Source organism: Pseudomonas sp. MDT2-39-1, assembly GCF_054898085.1.
This window is the reverse complement of record NZ_CM142716.1, coordinates 3358345-3377066: the sequence shown is the minus strand read 5'-3', so window position 1 is coordinate 3377066 and position 18722 is coordinate 3358345. Positions and strand designations below refer to the sequence as shown.

Below are 18722 nucleotides of genomic sequence, written 5' to 3'. Positions count from 1 at the left end.
CTCGATCAGCTCCCTTGCAGCGGTTTGGCGTCCTGGAAGAAGTAATCCTTCCACGAATCCGGTTTGGTTTTGATCGCGCCGACGCGATATAGGAATTCGGCCAATGGGTAGGTGTTTTTCGGCGTGACGCTGAATTCAAACTGCGGGTTATCGATGATTTTCAGCAACGCGGCACGGTCGATTTTGGCTTTGGTGACACGGATGTAAGTGTCGGCGGCCGCGCCTTTGTCGTTCTGGGCAAACTGCGCCGCTTCGGTCAGCGCCTCGACGAAGGCCTTGTAGGTTTTCGGGTTCTCGTCGCGGAATTTCTCGGTGGCGAACAGCACCGTCGGTGAGTTCGGGCCGAGCAGGTCATAGGTATTCAGCACCACGTGCACGTTCGGGTTTTCCAGCGCCTGGTCCTGGAACGGCGGGTTGGAGAAATGCCCGGTCAATTCGGTGCCACCCGCGATCAGCGCGGCGGTGGCGTCCGGGTGCGGCAACGCGATGGTGTACTTGTCGAGGCGATTGAAGTCCTTGTCACCCCATTGCTTGGCGGCCGCGTATTGCAGGAAGCGCGACTGCACCGACACCCCGACCGCCGGCACCGCGATGCGGTCCTTTTCGGTGAAGTCCGCGATGGTTTTGACCTTGGGATTGTTGCTCACCAGGTAATACGGGAAATTGCCGAGGGAGGCCACGGCTTTGACGTTTTGCTTGCCGTGGGTACGGTCCCAGATGGTCAGCAAGGGACCGACGCCCGCACCGGCAATATCAATCGAGCCCGAGAGCAGCGCATCGTTGACCGCCGCGCCACCGGACAACTGGGTCCAGTCGACTTTGATGTCGATGCCTTCCTGCTTGCCGTACTTCTCGATCAGGTTCTGATCGCGCACCACGTTGAGCAACAGATAAACGATGCCGAACTGCTCGGCGATGCGGATTTCACCTTCGGCGTGGGCCACGGTCGGCGCCACCAGACTGCCGGCGATCAGGCTCAATCCCAAACCGATGGCAGCGGCCAGCGGCGCGAAAGGAAGACGTTTGGACATGGAAGTTCTCCGACAAATCAGAAAGGCGCGTCGCCCTGGATGGTGGTGCGATACAGCTTGCGGCGCAGATGGCTTGGGCATCCGGCGGCGAGGTGGATCAGCGAGCGGTTGTCCCAGAACACCAGGTCGTGGGCCTGCCATTGATGGCGGTAGATGTTTTGCGGCAGCACGCTGTGAGCGTAGAGCTCATCAAGCAGTTGCTTGCTCTCGTCCTCCGGCAAACCGACGATGCGGGTGGTGAAACCTTCGCTGACGAACAACGCCTTGCGACCATTTTCCGGGTGCGTGCGCACGATCGGGTGGACCACTTCGGCCACTTGAGCCAGTTGCTCCGGCGTCAGGGTCGGGCGCCAGTTGCCTTCGAATTTGGTCTCGCTGTAGCGCGCCGTGTAGGAATGCGCCGCCGGACGACCTTCGACCGCTTTGCGCAGCGCCTCGGGCAGGTTGTCCCAGGCTTTGTGCATGTCGGCGAAGAGCGTGTCGCCGCCTTCGGACGGCAGCTCCTGGGCGTGCAGCATCGAGCCCAGGCTCGGCAATTCTTTATAGGAAAGGTCGGAATGCCAGAACTTGCCGGCGTCGCCGAGGCCGATGGATTCGCCATTTTCGATGATGTTGGAAACGATGAGAATTTCCGGATGCCCGGCCAGCAGAAATTGCTTGAGCACGTGGATCTGCAACACGCCGAAACGGCGGCTGAAAGCGATCTGCTGCTCGTGGGTAATGCGCTGGTCGCGGAACACCACGACGTGATGATCAAGGTGCGCGCGGTGGATGCGGGCGAAATCCTGATCATTGATCGGGCGGGACAGGTCCAGACCGATGATTTCGGCACCGACAGCGCCGCTGAACGGGCGAACATCGAAGGTTTGTGGCGCGATTGCGGATGACGCAGAGACGGCTGACATAAAAATCACTCCCACGCACGGCACGCTTCAAAGCGCGCACGTCGATCAAGAAACTCACGGAGGTCCCGTGTTGGTTCGTGTCGTGCGGCGCGCCGATGGGTCGGCAGGTACGCAGGAGAGTGACTTTATAGGTATAAAAATTTAAATTTAAATACCGTTAGCGAATAACGATATGGCTTTTGGATTGTGGCGTTTTTGAGGCCGCCTTCGCGGGCAAGCCTCGCTCCTACAGAGGTTTGTGTCGTATGCCAAATATGTGAACGATACAAATCCTGTAGGAGCGAGGCTTGCCCGCGAAGAGGCCATCAGCCGCGCTCAAGAACTACCGCTCGTGCAACGCCTCAGCCCGAGCCCGAATAATCGGTTTCAGCAGATAGCTTAGAACGGTCTTCTTGCCGGTAATGATATCCACCGAAGCCACCATCCCCGGGATGATCAGCAACGGCTTTTCATCCGTCCCCAGGTGGCTGCGATCAGTGCGCAGCTTGATGATGTAGTACGTGGTCTTCTTGTCTTCATCGGTGATGGTATCGGCACCGATCTGTTCAAGCCTGGCCTTCAGCCCACCGTAAATGGTGTAGTCGTACGCCGTGAACTTCACCGTCGCTTCCTGCCCCGGGTGCAGGAACGCGATGTCTTGCGGGCGGATCTTCGCTTCCACCAGCAAGGTGTCGTCCAGCGGTACGATTTCCACCAGGTCGCTGCCCGGCTGAATCACGCCACCAATGGTGTTCACCAGAAGCTTGTTGACGATGCCGCGCACCGGCGATGTCACCAGGGTCCGGCTGACCCGGTCTTCCAGCGCTTTGCCGGTGGCCTGGGCCTTGTTCAGGTCCGTGCGGGCTTCGTTGAGCTGGGTCAGGGCTTCGCTGCGGAACTTGCCGCGTGTCTCGTCGATCTTGCGCTGCACTTCCTTGATCGCCGATTCGGCGCGCGGGATCGCCAGCGTCGTGGCATCCAGTTGCCCACGGGTTTCGACCTCGGCACGCTTGAGTCGCAACACCTCGACCGGCGACACCGCGCCCTGGGCCACCAGCGGCTCGGACATGTTGATTTCCTGACGCTGCAACGACAATCCATTGCGGTACTGGGACTGTTTGGAAGTGAATTCGCGCAGCTCTTGCTGACGCTGGATCAACTGCTCCTGCAAACCACCGATCTCATCGTGCAGTTGCTGACGACGGCTGATGTACAGCGACTCCTCACTGGCCGCCTGACCGGGAACAGCCTTCAGCACATCGGCGGGGAAGTTCAGCGGACGGTCATCGACCTCGGCGCTCAAGCGCTCCACGCGCAGCAGCATCGACAGCCGATCGGCTTCGGTCTCGCCCACGTTGGAGGCAAACCGTGTGTCGTCCAAGCGAATCAGCGGCGCACCGGCGTCGACAATCTGCCCTTCGGTGACGTACAGCTCGGAAACGATGCCGCCCTCAAGGTTTTGGATTTTCTGGATCTTCGACGACGGAATCGCCTTGCCGTCGCCCTTGGTGACTTCGTCGATCACCGCGTAATTGGCCCAGAGCATCAGGAACACGAAGAAACCGATGATCGCCCAGATCGTCAGCCGCACCACCCGCGGGGCGTCTTCGATGAGGGCTTTGTTGACCTCGGGAAGTGGCTGGCCATGCAGCGACTCGGAGCCTTTGAAGTAACGGCGAATCGAATCCTTGAAACCCGACTTAAGCAACACTGATCTGCCCCTTTTTCAACGCTTCCATCACGGCGGCTTTCGGGCCATCGGCGAGAATTTGTCCACGGTCGATGACGATCAAGCGATCCACCAGCGACAACAGCGATGCCCGGTGCGTCACCAGCACCACGGTCTTGTTTTCAATCACCGCGGCGAGGCGTTGCTTGAGGCGTTCTTCACCGGTGTTATCCATGGCGCTGGTCGGTTCGTCGAGCAGCAGGATCGGCGGATTGAGCAGCAACGCACGGGCCAGGGCCACATTCTGGCGCTGACCGCCGGACAGGTTCTGCCCGCGCTCACCGACTTGCAGTTCATAACCTTGCGGGTGCAGACGGGCGAACTCGTGCACGCCGGCCAGTTCGGCGGCTTGCAGCACCATTTCGTCTTCTACATAGCGCGCACCCGAGACCAGGTTGTCGCGCAGGGTGCCGGCCAGCAGCTGGATGTCCTGCGCCACATAGCCGATGTTGTGGCGCAATTCGCTGACGTCGATCTGACGAATGTCGACGCCGTCCACCAACAGCGCGCCGTCGTCCGGTTGATAGAGACCCACCAGCAGTTTGGCCAGGGAGCTTTTGCCCGAGCCGCTGCGACCGATGATGCCGATCTTCTCGCCCGGCTTGATGACCAGGTTGATGTTGTTCAGCGCCGCGTTCTGTTGGTTCGGGTAGGTGAAATTCATCTGCCGGCATTCGATGGCGCCTTGCAGCACCTTGCGGCTCAACGGGCGCTCTTCGAAGTTGCGTTCTTGCGGCAGCTCCATCATTTGATCGACCGAGGTCATGGTCACCCGCGCTTGCTGGTAACGGGTCAGCAGGCCGGACAACGAAGCCAGCGGGCTGAGCGCGCGACCACTGAGCATGTAGCAGGCGATCAGACCGCCCATGCTCAGGTTGCCGGCGATGATCTGGTACACGCCGAAGACGATCATGATCACCCCGGCCAGTTGCTGGATCAGCAGGGTGATGTTCATTGCCAGACCCGAGAGCATTTTCACTCGTAGCTCGAGGCGGCTGAGGGTGCCGATGGTCTGTTCCCACTGATACTGGCGTTCGCTTTCGGCGTTGTTGACCTTCACCGCATCAAGGCCGGCGAGGGTTTCGATCAGGCTCGACTGTCGCTCGGCGCCCAGGGCCATGGTTCGTTCCATGGTCGCCACCAGCGGTTTCTGCAGCGCATAGCCGATCAGCAAGGCAATCGGGAACGCCAGCACCGGAATCCACACCAAGTGCCCGCCGAGAATGGCGATGACCATGAAGATCAACAGCGTAAACGGCAGGTCGATGAGGCTGGTCAGGGTCAGCGAGGCGAGGAAGTCGCGCAGGCTCTGAAACTCATGGATGTTCTGGGCGAAGCTGCCGACCCGGGCCGGGCGGTACTTCATGGCCATGCCGACGATGCGCTCGAACAATGTCGCCGAGATGATCAAGTCGGTTTTCTTCCCGGCCAGGTCCAGACACAAGCTGCGCAGGCTCTTGAGGATCAGGTCGAACAAATATGCCCCGGTGATGCCGATGGCCAGCACCCAAAGCGTCGATTCAGCCTGGTTCGGCACCACGCGGTCGTAGACGTTCATCACGAACAGCGGCGCGGCCATGGCGATGATGTTGATCAGGAAACTGGCGGCGATGGCGTCGGCGTACAGCCAGCGCGAACGCTTGAGGGTGTCGCGAAACCACGAGCGCGCGCGCGGGATCAGCGTGCCGTGATTGACGTCGAATTTGTGCTGGGGTTGAGCGAAGAACACCTTGCCAATGTAATCGTCGGCCAGCAGTTCACGGCTGACGAGGCTTTCGCCACCGTCGCTTTCACTGATCAGCAGGCGGGCCTGGTCTTCACCGTGCCAGCCGAGCAGGACGGCACTGCGGCCATCCTTGAGCAGCAACAGCGCCGGCATCGCAATCGCCGGAATCTGCTCCAGCTTGCGCACCAGCACGCGCCCTTGCAGGCCGGCGCGAGCGGCAGCGCGGGGCAGCAGCTCAACGCTCAGGCGCTGCTTGGGCAAGGGCAGGCCGGTGGTCAACATCGCGGCGCTGGCCGGCTTTTGATGCAGGGTGCAAAGGGCTAGCAGACCATCCAGTAACGGATCGTCGTGCAGCGCGCGTGGATCATGAATGAGTTGAACTCGACTGACTTCTGATTCCACGCTCGGCACTCTTGGCTAACAGTAAAAAGGGAAGACTCAATTCATCCCGGGTAGCTGGACCCTGGGCTTCACGTCGTTCTGCACAACGGATGCCAATGGTGCGACCACTCCCTGGCTCTTGAGCAACTCGCCCATGGTCGCCTTGATTCGGTACTGAGTAAATAACTGAATGTTTTTGATCTCCGCCAGGCGACGGGCAGCGGTGAACAGTTCGTTTTCACTGTCGAGCAGGTCGAGCAAGGTGCGCTCGCCCAGGCTGAACTGCTTCTGATACGCGGTGCGCACGCTGGTGCTGTGATCGACATATTGCTGGGCGATCGGCACTTGGGCGTTGGCGTTGTTCAACGCATTCCAGGCCAGGCCCAACTCTTCGTTCAATACGCGCAGCGCGTTATTGCGGATATCCAGCGCCTGATTGGACAGGTACGACTTGGATTCCAGATCAGCCTTGTTACTGCCGCCGGCATACAGGTTGAAGCGCATGCGCAACATGGCCTGCCATTCGTTGCTGTGACCGTTCTGACCGTCGAGATCGTTGTCGGCGGAGCGACCCAGTTCGGCATCGAAGCGCGGGTAGAAGGACGATTTGGCGGCGTCGTACTGTTTCTCGGCAGCGGCGATGTCGGACTCGGCAGAGCGCAGGATCGGGCTGTTTTCCAGCATCTGCGCGCGGGCTTCATTCAAGTTGGCCGGCAACAGCGCGAGGAAATCGGCAGGCCGCTCCAGTTGATCGGGCATCTGGCCCACGGCACTGAGGAAGTTGGTCTCGGCGTCAGCCAGGTTGGTCTGTTCGGTGATCAGGTTGTTGCGGGCCTGGGCCATACGCGCTTCGGCCTGATCAAGGTCGGCACCGCTGCCGACGCCGCGCTGGGTGCGCAACTTGATCTGGTCAAAAATGCGTTCGTGGCTTTTCAGGTTGTCTGTGGCCAGGCGCACGAATTCGCGGCGGGTCAGTACATCCAGATAAACCTGAGCCACGGTCAGCGCGGTGCGTTCGGATGTGCCCAGCAAGGAATAAGCACGGGAATTAACGGTGGCTTGTTGACGCCCCACTTCACTGGACGTCGCAAAACCGTCAAAGACCATTTGCGACAGACGCAAACTTGACTCGCTGCGGTTCAGGGTTTCCCAGTGATTGTCGTTACCGGCAGCGCGCGTGGTGACGCTGTCCGTGCCTTCGCGACCATAACCGCCCAGCAAATCGACCCGGGGAAGGTATCCACCTTTTGCTGCCTTTAACTGATAATCCGCGGCCAATCGACTATTAACACCTGCCTGGATCTCCGGATGGACATCCAACGCCTGTTGCATGGCCTCCGGAAGTGATTGCGCCTGAACAAAACTGGCGGCAAGGGCGAAGGGTAAAGCCTTGAACAGGTGCAAACGCATGGTTGGAATTTCCCGGAATTACTTGTCTTGAATCACTGCAGAACGTGCCGCTGCATCGGATGATGACCATCGGAATGACCGTGTGTCGGAAAGTTGGAATTTGGAACTGAGCCACACTCTTGGGGCAGGTAGTTACCTAAATATCAATGTGACATTACGGGGGCGAGTGTTTAGGATGACAGCACTAAGGTCAATAGTTTGGCATATAGTTTATAGCGAAAAAATATAGCCAATTTGCTGACGCTTAAGCGCGTCAACGTTGTGCCTCGAATACCTTGAAAGTACGTCCAGACTGATTTGGCGAACACGCCATCAGGTTTATGGAAGTCAACTGAACGTGACACCCGGAGAGTCTTCAATGAGCAGTGTTGTTGCCATCGTCAAAAGCATTGTCGGTCAGGTTTTCGCGGTGTCCCCAGAGGGCATTCGCCGCGTACTCGTTGAAGGCGACCGGTTGTTTGTCGGCGATCAGGTAGACACGGGTGCCGCTGGCGCCGTTACGCTCGAACTGGCTGACGGCCGGACCCTGGACCTGGGCCGCGACACTCAATGGAGCGCCAGCGACCCGGATTCCAGCACTGACTTGTCAGAAGCCACTGCACAAGCCGCGCCATCGGTTGAAGAACTGCAGCAAGCCATCGCTGCGGGTGCCGACCCGACCACTGAACTCGAAGCCACCGCAGCCGGCCCGACAGCTGCGGGCTCGGGCGGTGCGGCAGGTGGCGGTCACAGCTTCGTGATGCTGGATGCAACCGCTGGCCGGGTCGACCCGACCATTGGTTTCCCGACTGCGGGCCTCAGCACTGCGGCACTGGCCGCCCAGAACACCCTTGGCGGCCAGACGGCAAACACCAGCGCCAACGTGCAGCGCGAATCGACCCTGAGCCTGAGCGCCACGCCGACCATTACCGAAGCGGGCGGCGTACTGGTTTACACCGCGAACCTGACCCAGGCACCGCTGACCGACCTGACCATCACGCTGTCCAATGGCTCGGTGATCGTGATCCCGGCTGGCCAGTTGACCGGCACCGTCAATGTCCCGCTCGCGCCGAACGACACGGTTTATAACGACTCGACCCAGATCAATGTGAGCGTCACCGGCACCACGGGCGGCAACGGCATCACCGTTACTCCGCCGACGACCCCGGCTGTGACCCAGGTTACCGACACCGTCGACACCACCACGGTCACCTTGACCGCCGGCGCCAACGTCACCGAAGGCGGCCAGATTACTTACACCGCCACACTGACCAACCCGGCGCAGACACCGGTCACCATCACCCTGTCCAACGGTTCGACCATCACCATCGAAGCCGGCAAAACCACTGGCAGCGTTGACGTGTCTACACCGGCCAATGACGTCTATCAGAACGGAAGCACCGTTAGCACCACGATCACTGGCGCCAACGGCGGCAACTTCGAGAATCTGGTGCCGAGCACCACGCCAGCGGTCACCACCATTACCGACTCGCCGGACACCACCTCCGTCACACTGACGGCGGGTTCGACGGTCACCGAAGGCGGCCAGATCACGTACACCGCCACCCTGACCAACCCGGCTCAAACCCCGGTCACTGTCACCCTGTCCAACGGTTCGACCATCACCATCGAAGCCGGCAAAACCACCGGCACCGTGAACGTCGACACCGCAGCCAATGACGTTTATCAGAACAGCAGCACCGTCAGCACCACGATCACTGGCGCCACCGGCGGCAACTTCGAGAATCTGGTGCCGAGCACCACGCCAGCAGTCACTACCATTACCGACTCGGTCGACAACACCGGCCTGAGCCTCACCGCCACTGGCACCGTCGTCGAAGGTGGCCAGATCACTTACACCGCAACACTGACCAACCCGGCCGGCACGCCGATGAGCGTGACCTTGAGCAATGGCTCGGTCATCACCATCGAAGCGGGCAAGACCACCGGCAGCGTGATCGTCGATACGGCGGCCAATGACGTCTACAACAATGGCAGCACCGTCAGCACCACCATCACCGGGACCACCGGCGGCAATTTCGAGCAGCTGACCCCGAGCACCACGCCAGCCGTCACCACCATCGCCGACTCGGTCGACAACACCGGTCTGAGCCTCACCGCCACTGGCACCGTCGTCGAAGGCGGTCAGATCACCTACATCGCGACACTGACCAACCCGGCCGGCACGCCGATGACCGTGACCTTGAGCAATGGCTCGGTCATTACCATCGAAGCGGGCAAGACCACCGGCAGTGTGACTGTCGATACCGCCGCGAATGACGTCTACAACAATGGCAGCACCGTCAGCACCACCATCACCGGGACCACCGGCGGCAATTTCGAGCAGTTGACCCCGAGCACCGAGCCGGCGCTGACCACCATTACCGACTCCAGGGACGACACTGGCCTGAGCCTGTCGGCGTCCGCCGAAGTGGCCGAGGGCGGTCAGATTCTGTACACCGCGACCCTGACCAATCCGGCTGGCACGCCAGTGACCGTCACCCTGAGCAACGGTGCGGTGATCACCATCGCGGCCGGCGCCACCAGCGGTTCCGTCAGCGTTGCGGCGCCTACCGATGACGTCTACAAAGATGCCGGCAAGGTCGAAGCGACCATCAAGGACGCTACGGGCGGCAACTTCGAGAACCTGGTGCCGAGCACTGTTGCGGCGGTGACTGACGTTACGGACACCCTCGATACCTCGACCGTCAACCTGACCGCGACTTCTTCCGTGGCCGAAGGCGGTACCGTGGTGTACACCGCGTCCGTCAACGCTCCGGTCACCGGTTCGCCGGTTGTGGTGACGCTGTCCAACGGCCAGACGATCACCATCCCGGTCGGTTCGAGCTCCGGCAGCGTGAATTTCGTTGCGCCGAACGATGCCCTGGCGGGCGGCGCTTCGTTGAGCGTCAAAATCGACGATGCGAAGGGTGGCAATTACGAGAAGCTGGATGTCGACGGCAAGTCGGCGGATACCTCGGTTACCGATACGGCTGACATTACGACTCTTAGCCTGAGCGCGACGGATTCTGTGGCTGAAGGCGGTTCGATCGTTTACACCGCCAACCTGACCAATGCGGCCGGCACGCCAGTGACCGTCACCCTGAGCAACGGCGCCGTGATCAACATCGCTGCTGGTGCCACCAGCGGTTCCGTGACCGTCAAGGCACCTGCCGATGACGTCTACAAAGATGCCGGCAAAGTCGAAGTCACTGTCAAAGATGCCGCCGGCGGAAACTTTGAAAATCTGATCACCAATCCGGCAGCAGCGGTGACTGACGTTACCGACACCGTCGATACCTCGACGGTCAGCCTGACCGCGACTTCTTCCGTGGCTGAAGGCGGCACCGTGGTTTACACCGCATCCGTCACTGCTCCAGTGACCGGTTCGCCGGTCGTAGTGACCCTTTCGAATGGCCAGACCATCTCCATTCCAGTTGGCGCCAGCAGCGCCAGCGTGAACTACTCCGCACCGAATGATGCCTTGGCTGGCGGCGGCTCCCTGAGCGTGAAAATCGACGATGCGAAGGGCGGCAATTACGAGAAACTGGATGTCGATGGCAAGTCGGCCGATACCTCGGTGACTGACACTGCCGACACCACCACCCTCAACCTGAGCGCAACCGATACGGTTGCTGAAGGTGGTTCGATTGTTTACACCGCCACGCTGACTAATGCTGCCGGCACACCAGTGATCGTCACACTGAGCAACGGCGCCGTGATTAACATCGCTGCTGGCGCAACTGTCGGTTCAGTTACCGTCAAAGCGCCTGCCGATGACGTTTACAAAGACGCCGGCAAAGTCGAAGCGACCATCAAGGACGCGACTGGCGGCAACTTCGAAAGCCTGGTCAAAGACCCGGCAGCCGCCGTGACCAGCGTCACCGACACCCTCGACACGTCGACCGTCACCCTGACGGCCACCAGCACGGTGGCTGAAGGCGGCACCGTGGTTTACACCGCCTCGGTCGGCGCACCTGTCACCGGTTCGCCTGTGATCGTGACGCTGGCCAACGGTCAGACCATCACCATTGCGGTCGGCGCCAGCAGCGGCACCGTCAACGCCGTGGTCTCCAACGATGTGCTGAGCGGCCACGCGCCGGTAAGTAATTCGATCACCAACGTCAGCGGTGGCAACTACGAAAACCTGGTCGCCGATAAAACCCCGGTCAGCACCAGCGTGACCGACACCGTCGACACCACCACTCTTTCGCTGACTGCCACTGGCAACGTCAATGAGGGTGGCTCGATCGTTTACACCGCGACCCTGACCAATCCAGCCGGCACTCCGGTCACTGTGACCCTGAGCAATGGCGCCGTGATCACCATTGCGGCCGGCAAAACCACCGGCACCGTGACCGTTGACGCACCGAAAGACGACGTCTACAAGGACGCCGGCAAAGTCGAAGTCACCATCAAGGACGCCGCCGGCGGCAACTTTGAAAACCTGGTCACCAGCCCGAATCCGGCCGTGACCAACGTCGCCGACACCACCAACACCACACAGCTGACCCTCAGCGCTGACAAGTCTGTGCTCGAAGGTTCGAACATCACCTACACCGCGACCCTGACCAACGCCGCGCAAACCCCGGTGACCGTCAAGCTGAGCAACGGCGAGACCATCACCATCGCGGCCGGCAAGACCAGCGGTTCGGTCACCATCGCGGCGCCAAGCGACGACGTCTATAAGGATGCCGGCAAGCTCACCGTCAAGATGACTGACGCCAGCGGTGGTAACTTCGAAAAACTTGACATCAGCAAGGCGTCGGTAAGCACCACCGTCAAAGACACGGTGGACACGACGTCCCTGTCCCTGTCGGCCAGCCATACCGTCGTCGAAGGTGGCCAGATCACCTACACCGCCACCCTGAGCAACCCGACGGACACGGCGATGACCGTGAAGTTGAGCAACGGCGCAGTGATCAGCATCGCCGCCGGCGCCACCACCGGTTCGGTGAACTTCGCCGCACCGGCCAACACGCCGTACATCGACGGCGGCAAAGTCCAGGCGACGATCGCCAGCCAGAGCGGCGGCAACTTCGAAAAAGTTGTCACCGATCATTCGCCAGCGGTCACCACCGTCACCGATTCGGCTGACACTACCGACCTGAGCCTGAGCGCCACCGGTTCGGTCGCCGAGGGCGGCTCAATTGTCTACACCGCAACCCTGACCAACGCCGCTGGCACCGCCATGACCGTGACGTTGAGCAACGGTGCGGTGATCAACATTGCCAAGGGCGCCACCACAGGGTCGGTGAACTTCGCCGCGCCAAAGGATGACGTCTACAAAGACGCGGGCAAAGTCGACGCCAGCATCACCAAGACCACCGGTGGCAACTTCGAAAATCTGGTAGCCGACAAGACGCCAGCGGTCACCGACGTGACCGACACCATCAACAACAGCACCGTGGCCCTGACTGCTACAGCCAGCACGGTCGAAGGCGGCACGGTGATTTACACCGCTTCGGTCAATGCGCCAGTGACCGGTTCGCCGGTAGTGGTGGCTTTGTCCAACGGCCAGTTCATCACCATCCCGGTTGGCGCCAGTTCAGCTAGCGTGAACTTCGTTGCACCGAACGATGCTCTGGCCGGCGGCAGTTCGCTGAGCGTGAAAATCGACGGCACCACCGGCGGCAACTACGAAAACCTGGTGGCGAATCAAACCCCGGCGGTCACTTCGGTGAGCGACGTCAAAGACACCACCACCCTGAGCCTGAGCGCTTCGGATTCGGTGGCTGAAGGCGGTTCGATTGTCTACACCGCGACCCTGACCAACGCCGCCGGCACCCCGGTCACCGTGAACCTGTCGAACGGCGCGGTGATTACCATCGCGGCTGGTGCGACTGTCGGCTCTGTGACGGTCAAGGCGCCTGCCGATGACGTCTACAAAGACGCTGGCAAGGTCGAAGCGACTATCAAAGATGCTAGTGGCGGCAACTTCGAAAACCTGGTCTCCAGCCCTGCGGCTGCGATCACTGATGTAACTGACACCGTCGATACGTCGACCGTCAGCTTGACAGCCAATAGCAGCGTAGCGGAAGGCGGCACCGTGGTTTACACCGCGTCCGTCACTGCTCCAGTGACCGGTTCGCCGGTTGTTGTGACCCTGTCCAACGGCCAGTCCATCACCATTCCAGTTGGCGCCAGCAGCGCCAGTGTGAACTTCACCGCGCCGAACGATGCATTGGCCGGCGGCGGATCCCTGAGCGTCAAAATCGACGACGCCAAGGGCGGCAACTACGAGAAGCTGGATGTCGACGGCAAGTCGGCGAACACCTCGGTTACCGATACGGCTGACACTACGACCCTTAGCCTGAGCGCAACGGATTCCGTGGCTGAAGGCGGTTCGATCGTTTACACCGCCAACCTGACCAATGCGGCCGGCACGCCAGTGACCGTCACCCTGAGCAACGGCGCCGTGATCAACATCGCTGCTGGTGCCACCAGCGGTTCCGTGACCGTCAAGGCACCTGCCGATGACGTCTACAAAGATGCCGGCAAAGTCGAAGTCACTGTCAAAGATGCCGCCGGCGGAAACTTTGAAAATCTGATCACCAATCCGGCAGCAGCGGTGACTGACGTTACCGACACCGTCGACACATCGACCGTCAACCTGACGGCCACGTCCACCGTGGCTGAAGGCGGCACCGTGGTTTACACCGCATCCGTCACCGCGCCAGTAACCGGTTCGCCGGTCGTAGTGACCCTTTCGAATGGCCAGACCATCTCCATTCCAGTTGGCGCCAGCAGCGCCAGCGTGAACTACTCCGCACCGAATGATGCCTTGGCTGGCGGCGGCTCCCTGAGCGTGAAAATCGACGATGCGAAGGGCGGCAACTACGAGAAGCTGGATGTCGACGGCAAGTCGGCGGATACCTCAGTGACTGACACTGCCGACACCACCACCCTCAGCCTGAGTGCAACCGATACGGTTGCTGAAGGCGGTTCGATTGTCTACACGGCGAGCCTGACCAATGCTGCCGGCACACCAGTGATCGTCACACTGAGCAACGGCGCCGTGATTAACATCGCTGCTGGCGCAACTGTCGGTTCGGTTACCGTCAAAGCGCCTGCCGATGACGTTTACAAAGACGCCGGCAAAGTCGAAGCGACCATCAAGGACGCGACTGGCGGCAACTTCGAAAACCTGGTCAAAGACCCGGCGGCGGCGGTTACCGATGTGACCGACACCATCAACACTTCGACCGTCAACCTGACCGCGACATCCTCCGCGGCTGAAGGTGGCACTGTCACCTACACCGCCACTGTCGGTGCACCGGTAACCGGTTCGCCAGTGACCGTTTCCTTGGCCAACGGCCAAACGATCACCATCGACATCGGCAAAACCACCGGTTTCGTGACCACCCTCGCGCCAAACGACGCACTGAGCGGCCACACGCCACTGACCAACGCCATCACCAACGTCAGCGGCGGTAACTACGAAAATCTGGTTGCCGACAAAACCCCGGTCAGCACCACCGTGACCGACACCCCCGACACGACCACCCTGTCGCTGAGTGCGAGCAATTCGGTGGCCGAAGGCGGCCAGATCATCTACACCGCCACCCTGACCAACGCCGCCGGCACACCTGTGACGGTGACGCTGAGCAACGGCGCGGTGATCACCATCGACGCCGGCAAAACCACCGGCACCGTGAGCTTTGATGCGCCGAAAGACGATGTTTACAAAGACGCGGGCACGGTCCAGGCGACCATCAGCAACGCCACCGGTGGCAACTTCGAGAACCTGGTCAAAAGCCCGGCGGCAGCCGTCACCAACGTCACCGACACCCTCGACAGAACCGAAGTCAGCATCACCGGCAGCACCTCGGTGACCGAAGGCCAGACGGCCAGTTACACCGTCAGCCTGACGAACCCGGCACAGACCGAAGTCACCCTGAAGATCACCTACAGCGGCACCGCCGCCGACGGTTCGGACTTCACCGGCGTGTACACCGTGAAAATTCCGGCGGGTGGCAGCACGGCGAGCTTCAACATCGCGACCCTGGACGACAGGATCACCGAAGGCACCGAAAACTTCGTAGTCAAGATCGACTCGGCCACCGGCGGCAACTTCGAGAACCTGGCGATCAGCGCGTCCAATGGCAGCGTCAGCACCTCGATCGTCGACAACGATGCACCGCCTGTGCTCGACCTGGATGCCAACAACTCCAGCGGTGCCACGGGAGCCAACTACAACGTGACCTTCACCGAAGGCACCACGGGCCAAGGCGTATCAATCGGCGACACCGACCTGAAAATCACCGACCCGGACAGCACAATGCTGACCGGCGCGACCATCGTGCTGACCAACCGTCAGCCGGGTGATGCGCTGAACCTGGGCAACAACGTCAACGGCATCACCATCAATGCCAACAGCAAGGAGGGCACCGTCACGCTGACGTTGTCCGGCAACGCGACGCTGGCCGACTACATGCAACAGATCAAAAACATCAGCTTTACTAACAGCAGCGAAGACCCGAGCACCGTGCCGCGGATCATCACTGTGACGGTGACCGATGGCAGCAACTACTCCAACACCGCGACCACCACCGTCAACGTCGTGGCCGTGAACGATGCACCGACCGCCGCGCCGGTTAACGTCACCGGCACCGAGGACACCCCGCTGATCCTCGGCTGGTCGACCTTCGGCGTCAGCGACGTCGACAGCCCTGCCGCCAGCCTCGGCGTGAAAATCACCGGCCTGCCGGGCGAAGGCAAATTGCAGTACCTGAACGGTTCGACCTGGACCGACGTGACGACTAACCAGACCCTGTCCAAGGCTGACATCGACGCGGGTAAAGTGCGCTTCCTGCCGGATGCCAACGAATCCGGCGCCAATGGCTACGGCGGCACCGGCGTGGGCAACAATCTGGCGGACTACGCACAGATCAAGTTCCAGCCAACCGACGGTTCGCTGCTGGGCAACACCGGCACGATCAAAATCGACATCACGCCCGTTGCCGATGCTCCGTCCCTAAGCGTTGCGGACAACGGCGTCAAATCCACCGGGCTGATCAAGGAAGTCTGGACCGGCCTGTCGGGCCTCGGCACCGATGGCAGCGGCGCCTCTTCGGGCACGCTGAAAAGCGTCATCGATGGCGCGGGCAAACCGAACACCAGTGGCACGGTGACCAATGTGCAGTCCGACGGCAGCGTCGCGGCCGGCACGGCGTCGAAAACCTCCGGCCTGATCTACCTCGAAGCGGGCAAGACTTACACCTTCAGCGGTACCGGCGATGACAGCCTGCTCGTGACCATCGGCGGCAAAAACGTCGCGGCGATCACGTGGGGTGCGGGCGGCAAACTGAGCGGTTCGTTTATCCCGACCACCAGCGGTTACTACACGCTGGACATCTACCACCACAACCAGAGCGGCCCGGGCAGCTATGACGTCAACCTGTCGGTCAACGGCGCTGCAGCAGTCGACCTGAGCAGCGCCGGCGTGCCGCTGTACACCGGCGTGGCAGACCTGGCCGCTTCCGGCGTGACAGTTTCCGACCTGCACGGCACTAACGGCGAAGGCTACTACGACGGCTACAAGCTCAACGAAGCGGCCGAAGGCACCAGCGTTCACCTGTCTGCGATCAAGACTGCACTCACCGATACCGACGGCTCCGAAAGCCTCATCGTTAAGATCAGCGGCATCCCGGCGGGCTCGGTGCTCACCGATGGCGCCGGCCACACCTTCACCGCCAGCACCACGTCGGGCGAAGCCAACGTCACCGGCTGGAACCTCGGCACCCTGACCGTGACCCCGCCGCCGTACTACAACGGCCAGTTCAACCTGACTGTGACCTCAACCTCCACCGAGGCACTGGGCGGTTCGGCGCTGAGCACCACGACGATCCCGGTCAAGGTTTACCCGGCGGTCTACAACGCCGTCACCGCCACTGCGGCCGATGACACCATCACCGGCACCGATGGTAACGACATCATGGTCGCCGACATCGGCGGGCTGACCGTGGTGCCGGGCACCAACTACAACATCGCCTTCATGGTCGACAGCTCGGGCAGCATGAGCGCGTCGTCGATCAACGCCGCCAAGGACTCGCTGACCTCGGTGTTCAACACCCTCAAACAGAGCATGGGTGGCAACTCCGGCACCGTGAACATCTTCCTCGCGGACTTCGACAACCAGGTCAACAAGTCTGTCTCGGTGAACCTGAACGACCCGAATGCGCTGATCCTGCTCAAAGCGGTGCTTGATTCCATGGTTTCCGGCGGCGGCACCAACTATGAGGACGTGTTCAAAACCACGGCGAACTGGTTCCAGAGTGCCGACGCCATGGCGAACACCGGGGCGAAGAACCTCACGTACTTCATCACTGATGGCAAGCCGACCTACTACCAGAGCGGTGAGCAGACCAACCCGACCCTGTTCGGCAACGTGAAGCTCGATGACGTCATCACCACCACCAATTACAAGTTGGGTCAGACCTATTCCGGCTATCTGGACAGCACTCACTACTTGACCATCGATAACTCCGGCACCGTCACGCTGCAGACGTACAAGAACTCGAAGGGCGGCTACTGGAGCAGTGACGAGCTGGGCACTATTCGCGCCGAGGGTAACGGCACGTACGAGCTGTCTTATCGCGACGGCAACGGCAGCAGCACCGGCTCCAGCGCCATCGACAACTCCACCGACAGCTTCGCGCTGCTGGGCAAGGTGTCGACGGTAGAAGCCATCGGCCTGAACAAAGACGTCACCCTCAACGACCTCAAGCCGTACGACACGGACAAGACGCCGCAAACCAACATCGATCCGAAAGACTTGGCCAACTCGATCATCGGCCACACCGAAGCGACAATGCCGGGTTCCGACACGGTCAATGGCGGCAATGGTAACGACATCCTGTTCGGTGACCTGGTGAGCTTCAACGGCATTGCCGGCGAGGGTTATCAGGCGATCCAGGCGTTCGTCGCCAAAGAGACCGGCGTGGACGTCAGCAAAGTCACGACCAGCAACGTGCACCAGTACATCACTGAGCACTCCAGCGCATTCGATGTGTCCGGTGCCCATGACGGCAACGACACGCTGTTGGGCGGTGCGGGCAACGACATTCTCTTTGGCTCGGGGGGCAATGACCTGCTCGACGGCGGCAAGGGCAATGACATCCTGCTCGGTGGCACGGGTAACGACTCGCTGATGGGCGGTCAGGGCAACGACATCCTGATTGGCGGTTTGGGCGCCGACACCTTCGTCTGGAAGGCTGGCGATACCGGGAACGACGTGATCAAGGACTTCAAGGCCAGCGAAGGTGACCGCATCGACCTGCGCGATTTGCTGCAAGGCGAAACCGGCAGCACCATCGACAACTTCCTGAAGATCAGCACCGTGGATGGCGTGTCATCGCTGCAAGTCAGTTCCGGCGGCAAGTTCAACGGCGCCGACGCTGCAGCGGCCGCGCCGGATGTGACGATCAAACTGGAAGGCAACAACTGGTCCAGCGCCAACATTCACACGTTGATTGCCGGCAGTGACCCGACCATCAAAGTCGACCACAACAACAGCTGATCCAACGAAAAACGGCCGCCCTTATGGGGCGGCCGTTGCGTTTGTGCCCATCCCCCCGGTG

The 18722-nt window shown here is 60.9% G+C and carries 6 protein-coding genes; 1 reads left to right on the top strand and 5 read right to left on the bottom strand.

Annotation, left to right across the window (positions count from 1 at the left end; genetic code table 11):
• Positions 1-5 precede the first annotated feature (5 nt).
• From ACYZTM_RS16025 to ACYZTM_RS16005, 5 genes are all read right to left on the bottom strand, one after another.
• Positions 6-1031, bottom strand: a complete 1026-nt coding sequence (locus ACYZTM_RS16025; RefSeq protein WP_461983399.1) for an ABC transporter substrate-binding protein — start codon at positions 1029-1031, stop codon at positions 6-8.
• A 17-nt stretch (positions 1032-1048) separates the two neighbouring features.
• Complete coding sequence (locus ACYZTM_RS16020) at positions 1049-1936, bottom strand: TauD/TfdA dioxygenase family protein (RefSeq protein ID WP_461983397.1); 888 nt, start codon at positions 1934-1936, stop codon at positions 1049-1051.
• 322 nt (positions 1937-2258) lie between these two features.
• Positions 2259-3626 (bottom strand): HlyD family type I secretion periplasmic adaptor subunit, encoded by a 1368-nt coding sequence (locus tag ACYZTM_RS16015; RefSeq protein ID WP_461956530.1) that lies wholly within the window; start codon positions 3624-3626, stop codon positions 2259-2261.
• Complete coding sequence (locus ACYZTM_RS16010; RefSeq protein WP_461983395.1) at positions 3616-5772, bottom strand: type I secretion system permease/ATPase; 2157 nt, start codon at positions 5770-5772, stop codon at positions 3616-3618. The genes ACYZTM_RS16015 and ACYZTM_RS16010 overlap by 11 nt, the downstream gene beginning before the upstream one ends.
• 36 nt (positions 5773-5808) lie before the next feature.
• A complete protein-coding gene (locus ACYZTM_RS16005) occupies positions 5809-7161 on the bottom strand; it encodes a TolC family outer membrane protein (RefSeq protein WP_131060468.1) in 1353 nt (450 codons plus the stop codon).
• A 358-nt stretch (positions 7162-7519) separates the two neighbouring features.
• Here ACYZTM_RS16005 and ACYZTM_RS16000 point away from each other — a divergent pair, with 358 nt between their 5' ends.
• Positions 7520-18661 (top strand): retention module-containing protein, encoded by an 11142-nt coding sequence (locus ACYZTM_RS16000; protein ID WP_461983392.1) that lies wholly within the window; start codon positions 7520-7522, stop codon positions 18659-18661.
• Positions 18662-18722: the final 61 nt, after the last annotated feature.

Bases quoted from the DNA above. Each gene is read 5' to 3' on its own strand.
- ACYZTM_RS16025 (WP_461983399.1), bottom strand. From the start codon at position 1,031: ATGTCCAAACGTCTTCCTTTCGCGCCGCTGGCCGCTGCCATCGGTTTG.
- ACYZTM_RS16020 (WP_461983397.1), bottom strand. From the start codon at position 1,936: ATGTCAGCCGTCTCTGCGTCATCCGCAATCGCGCCACAAACCTTCGAT.
- ACYZTM_RS16005 (WP_131060468.1), bottom strand. From the start codon at position 7,161: ATGCGTTTGCACCTGTTCAAGGCTTTACCCTTCGCCCTTGCCGCCAGT.
- ACYZTM_RS16000 (WP_461983392.1), top strand. From the start codon at position 7,520: ATGAGCAGTGTTGTTGCCATCGTCAAAAGCATTGTCGGTCAGGTTTTC.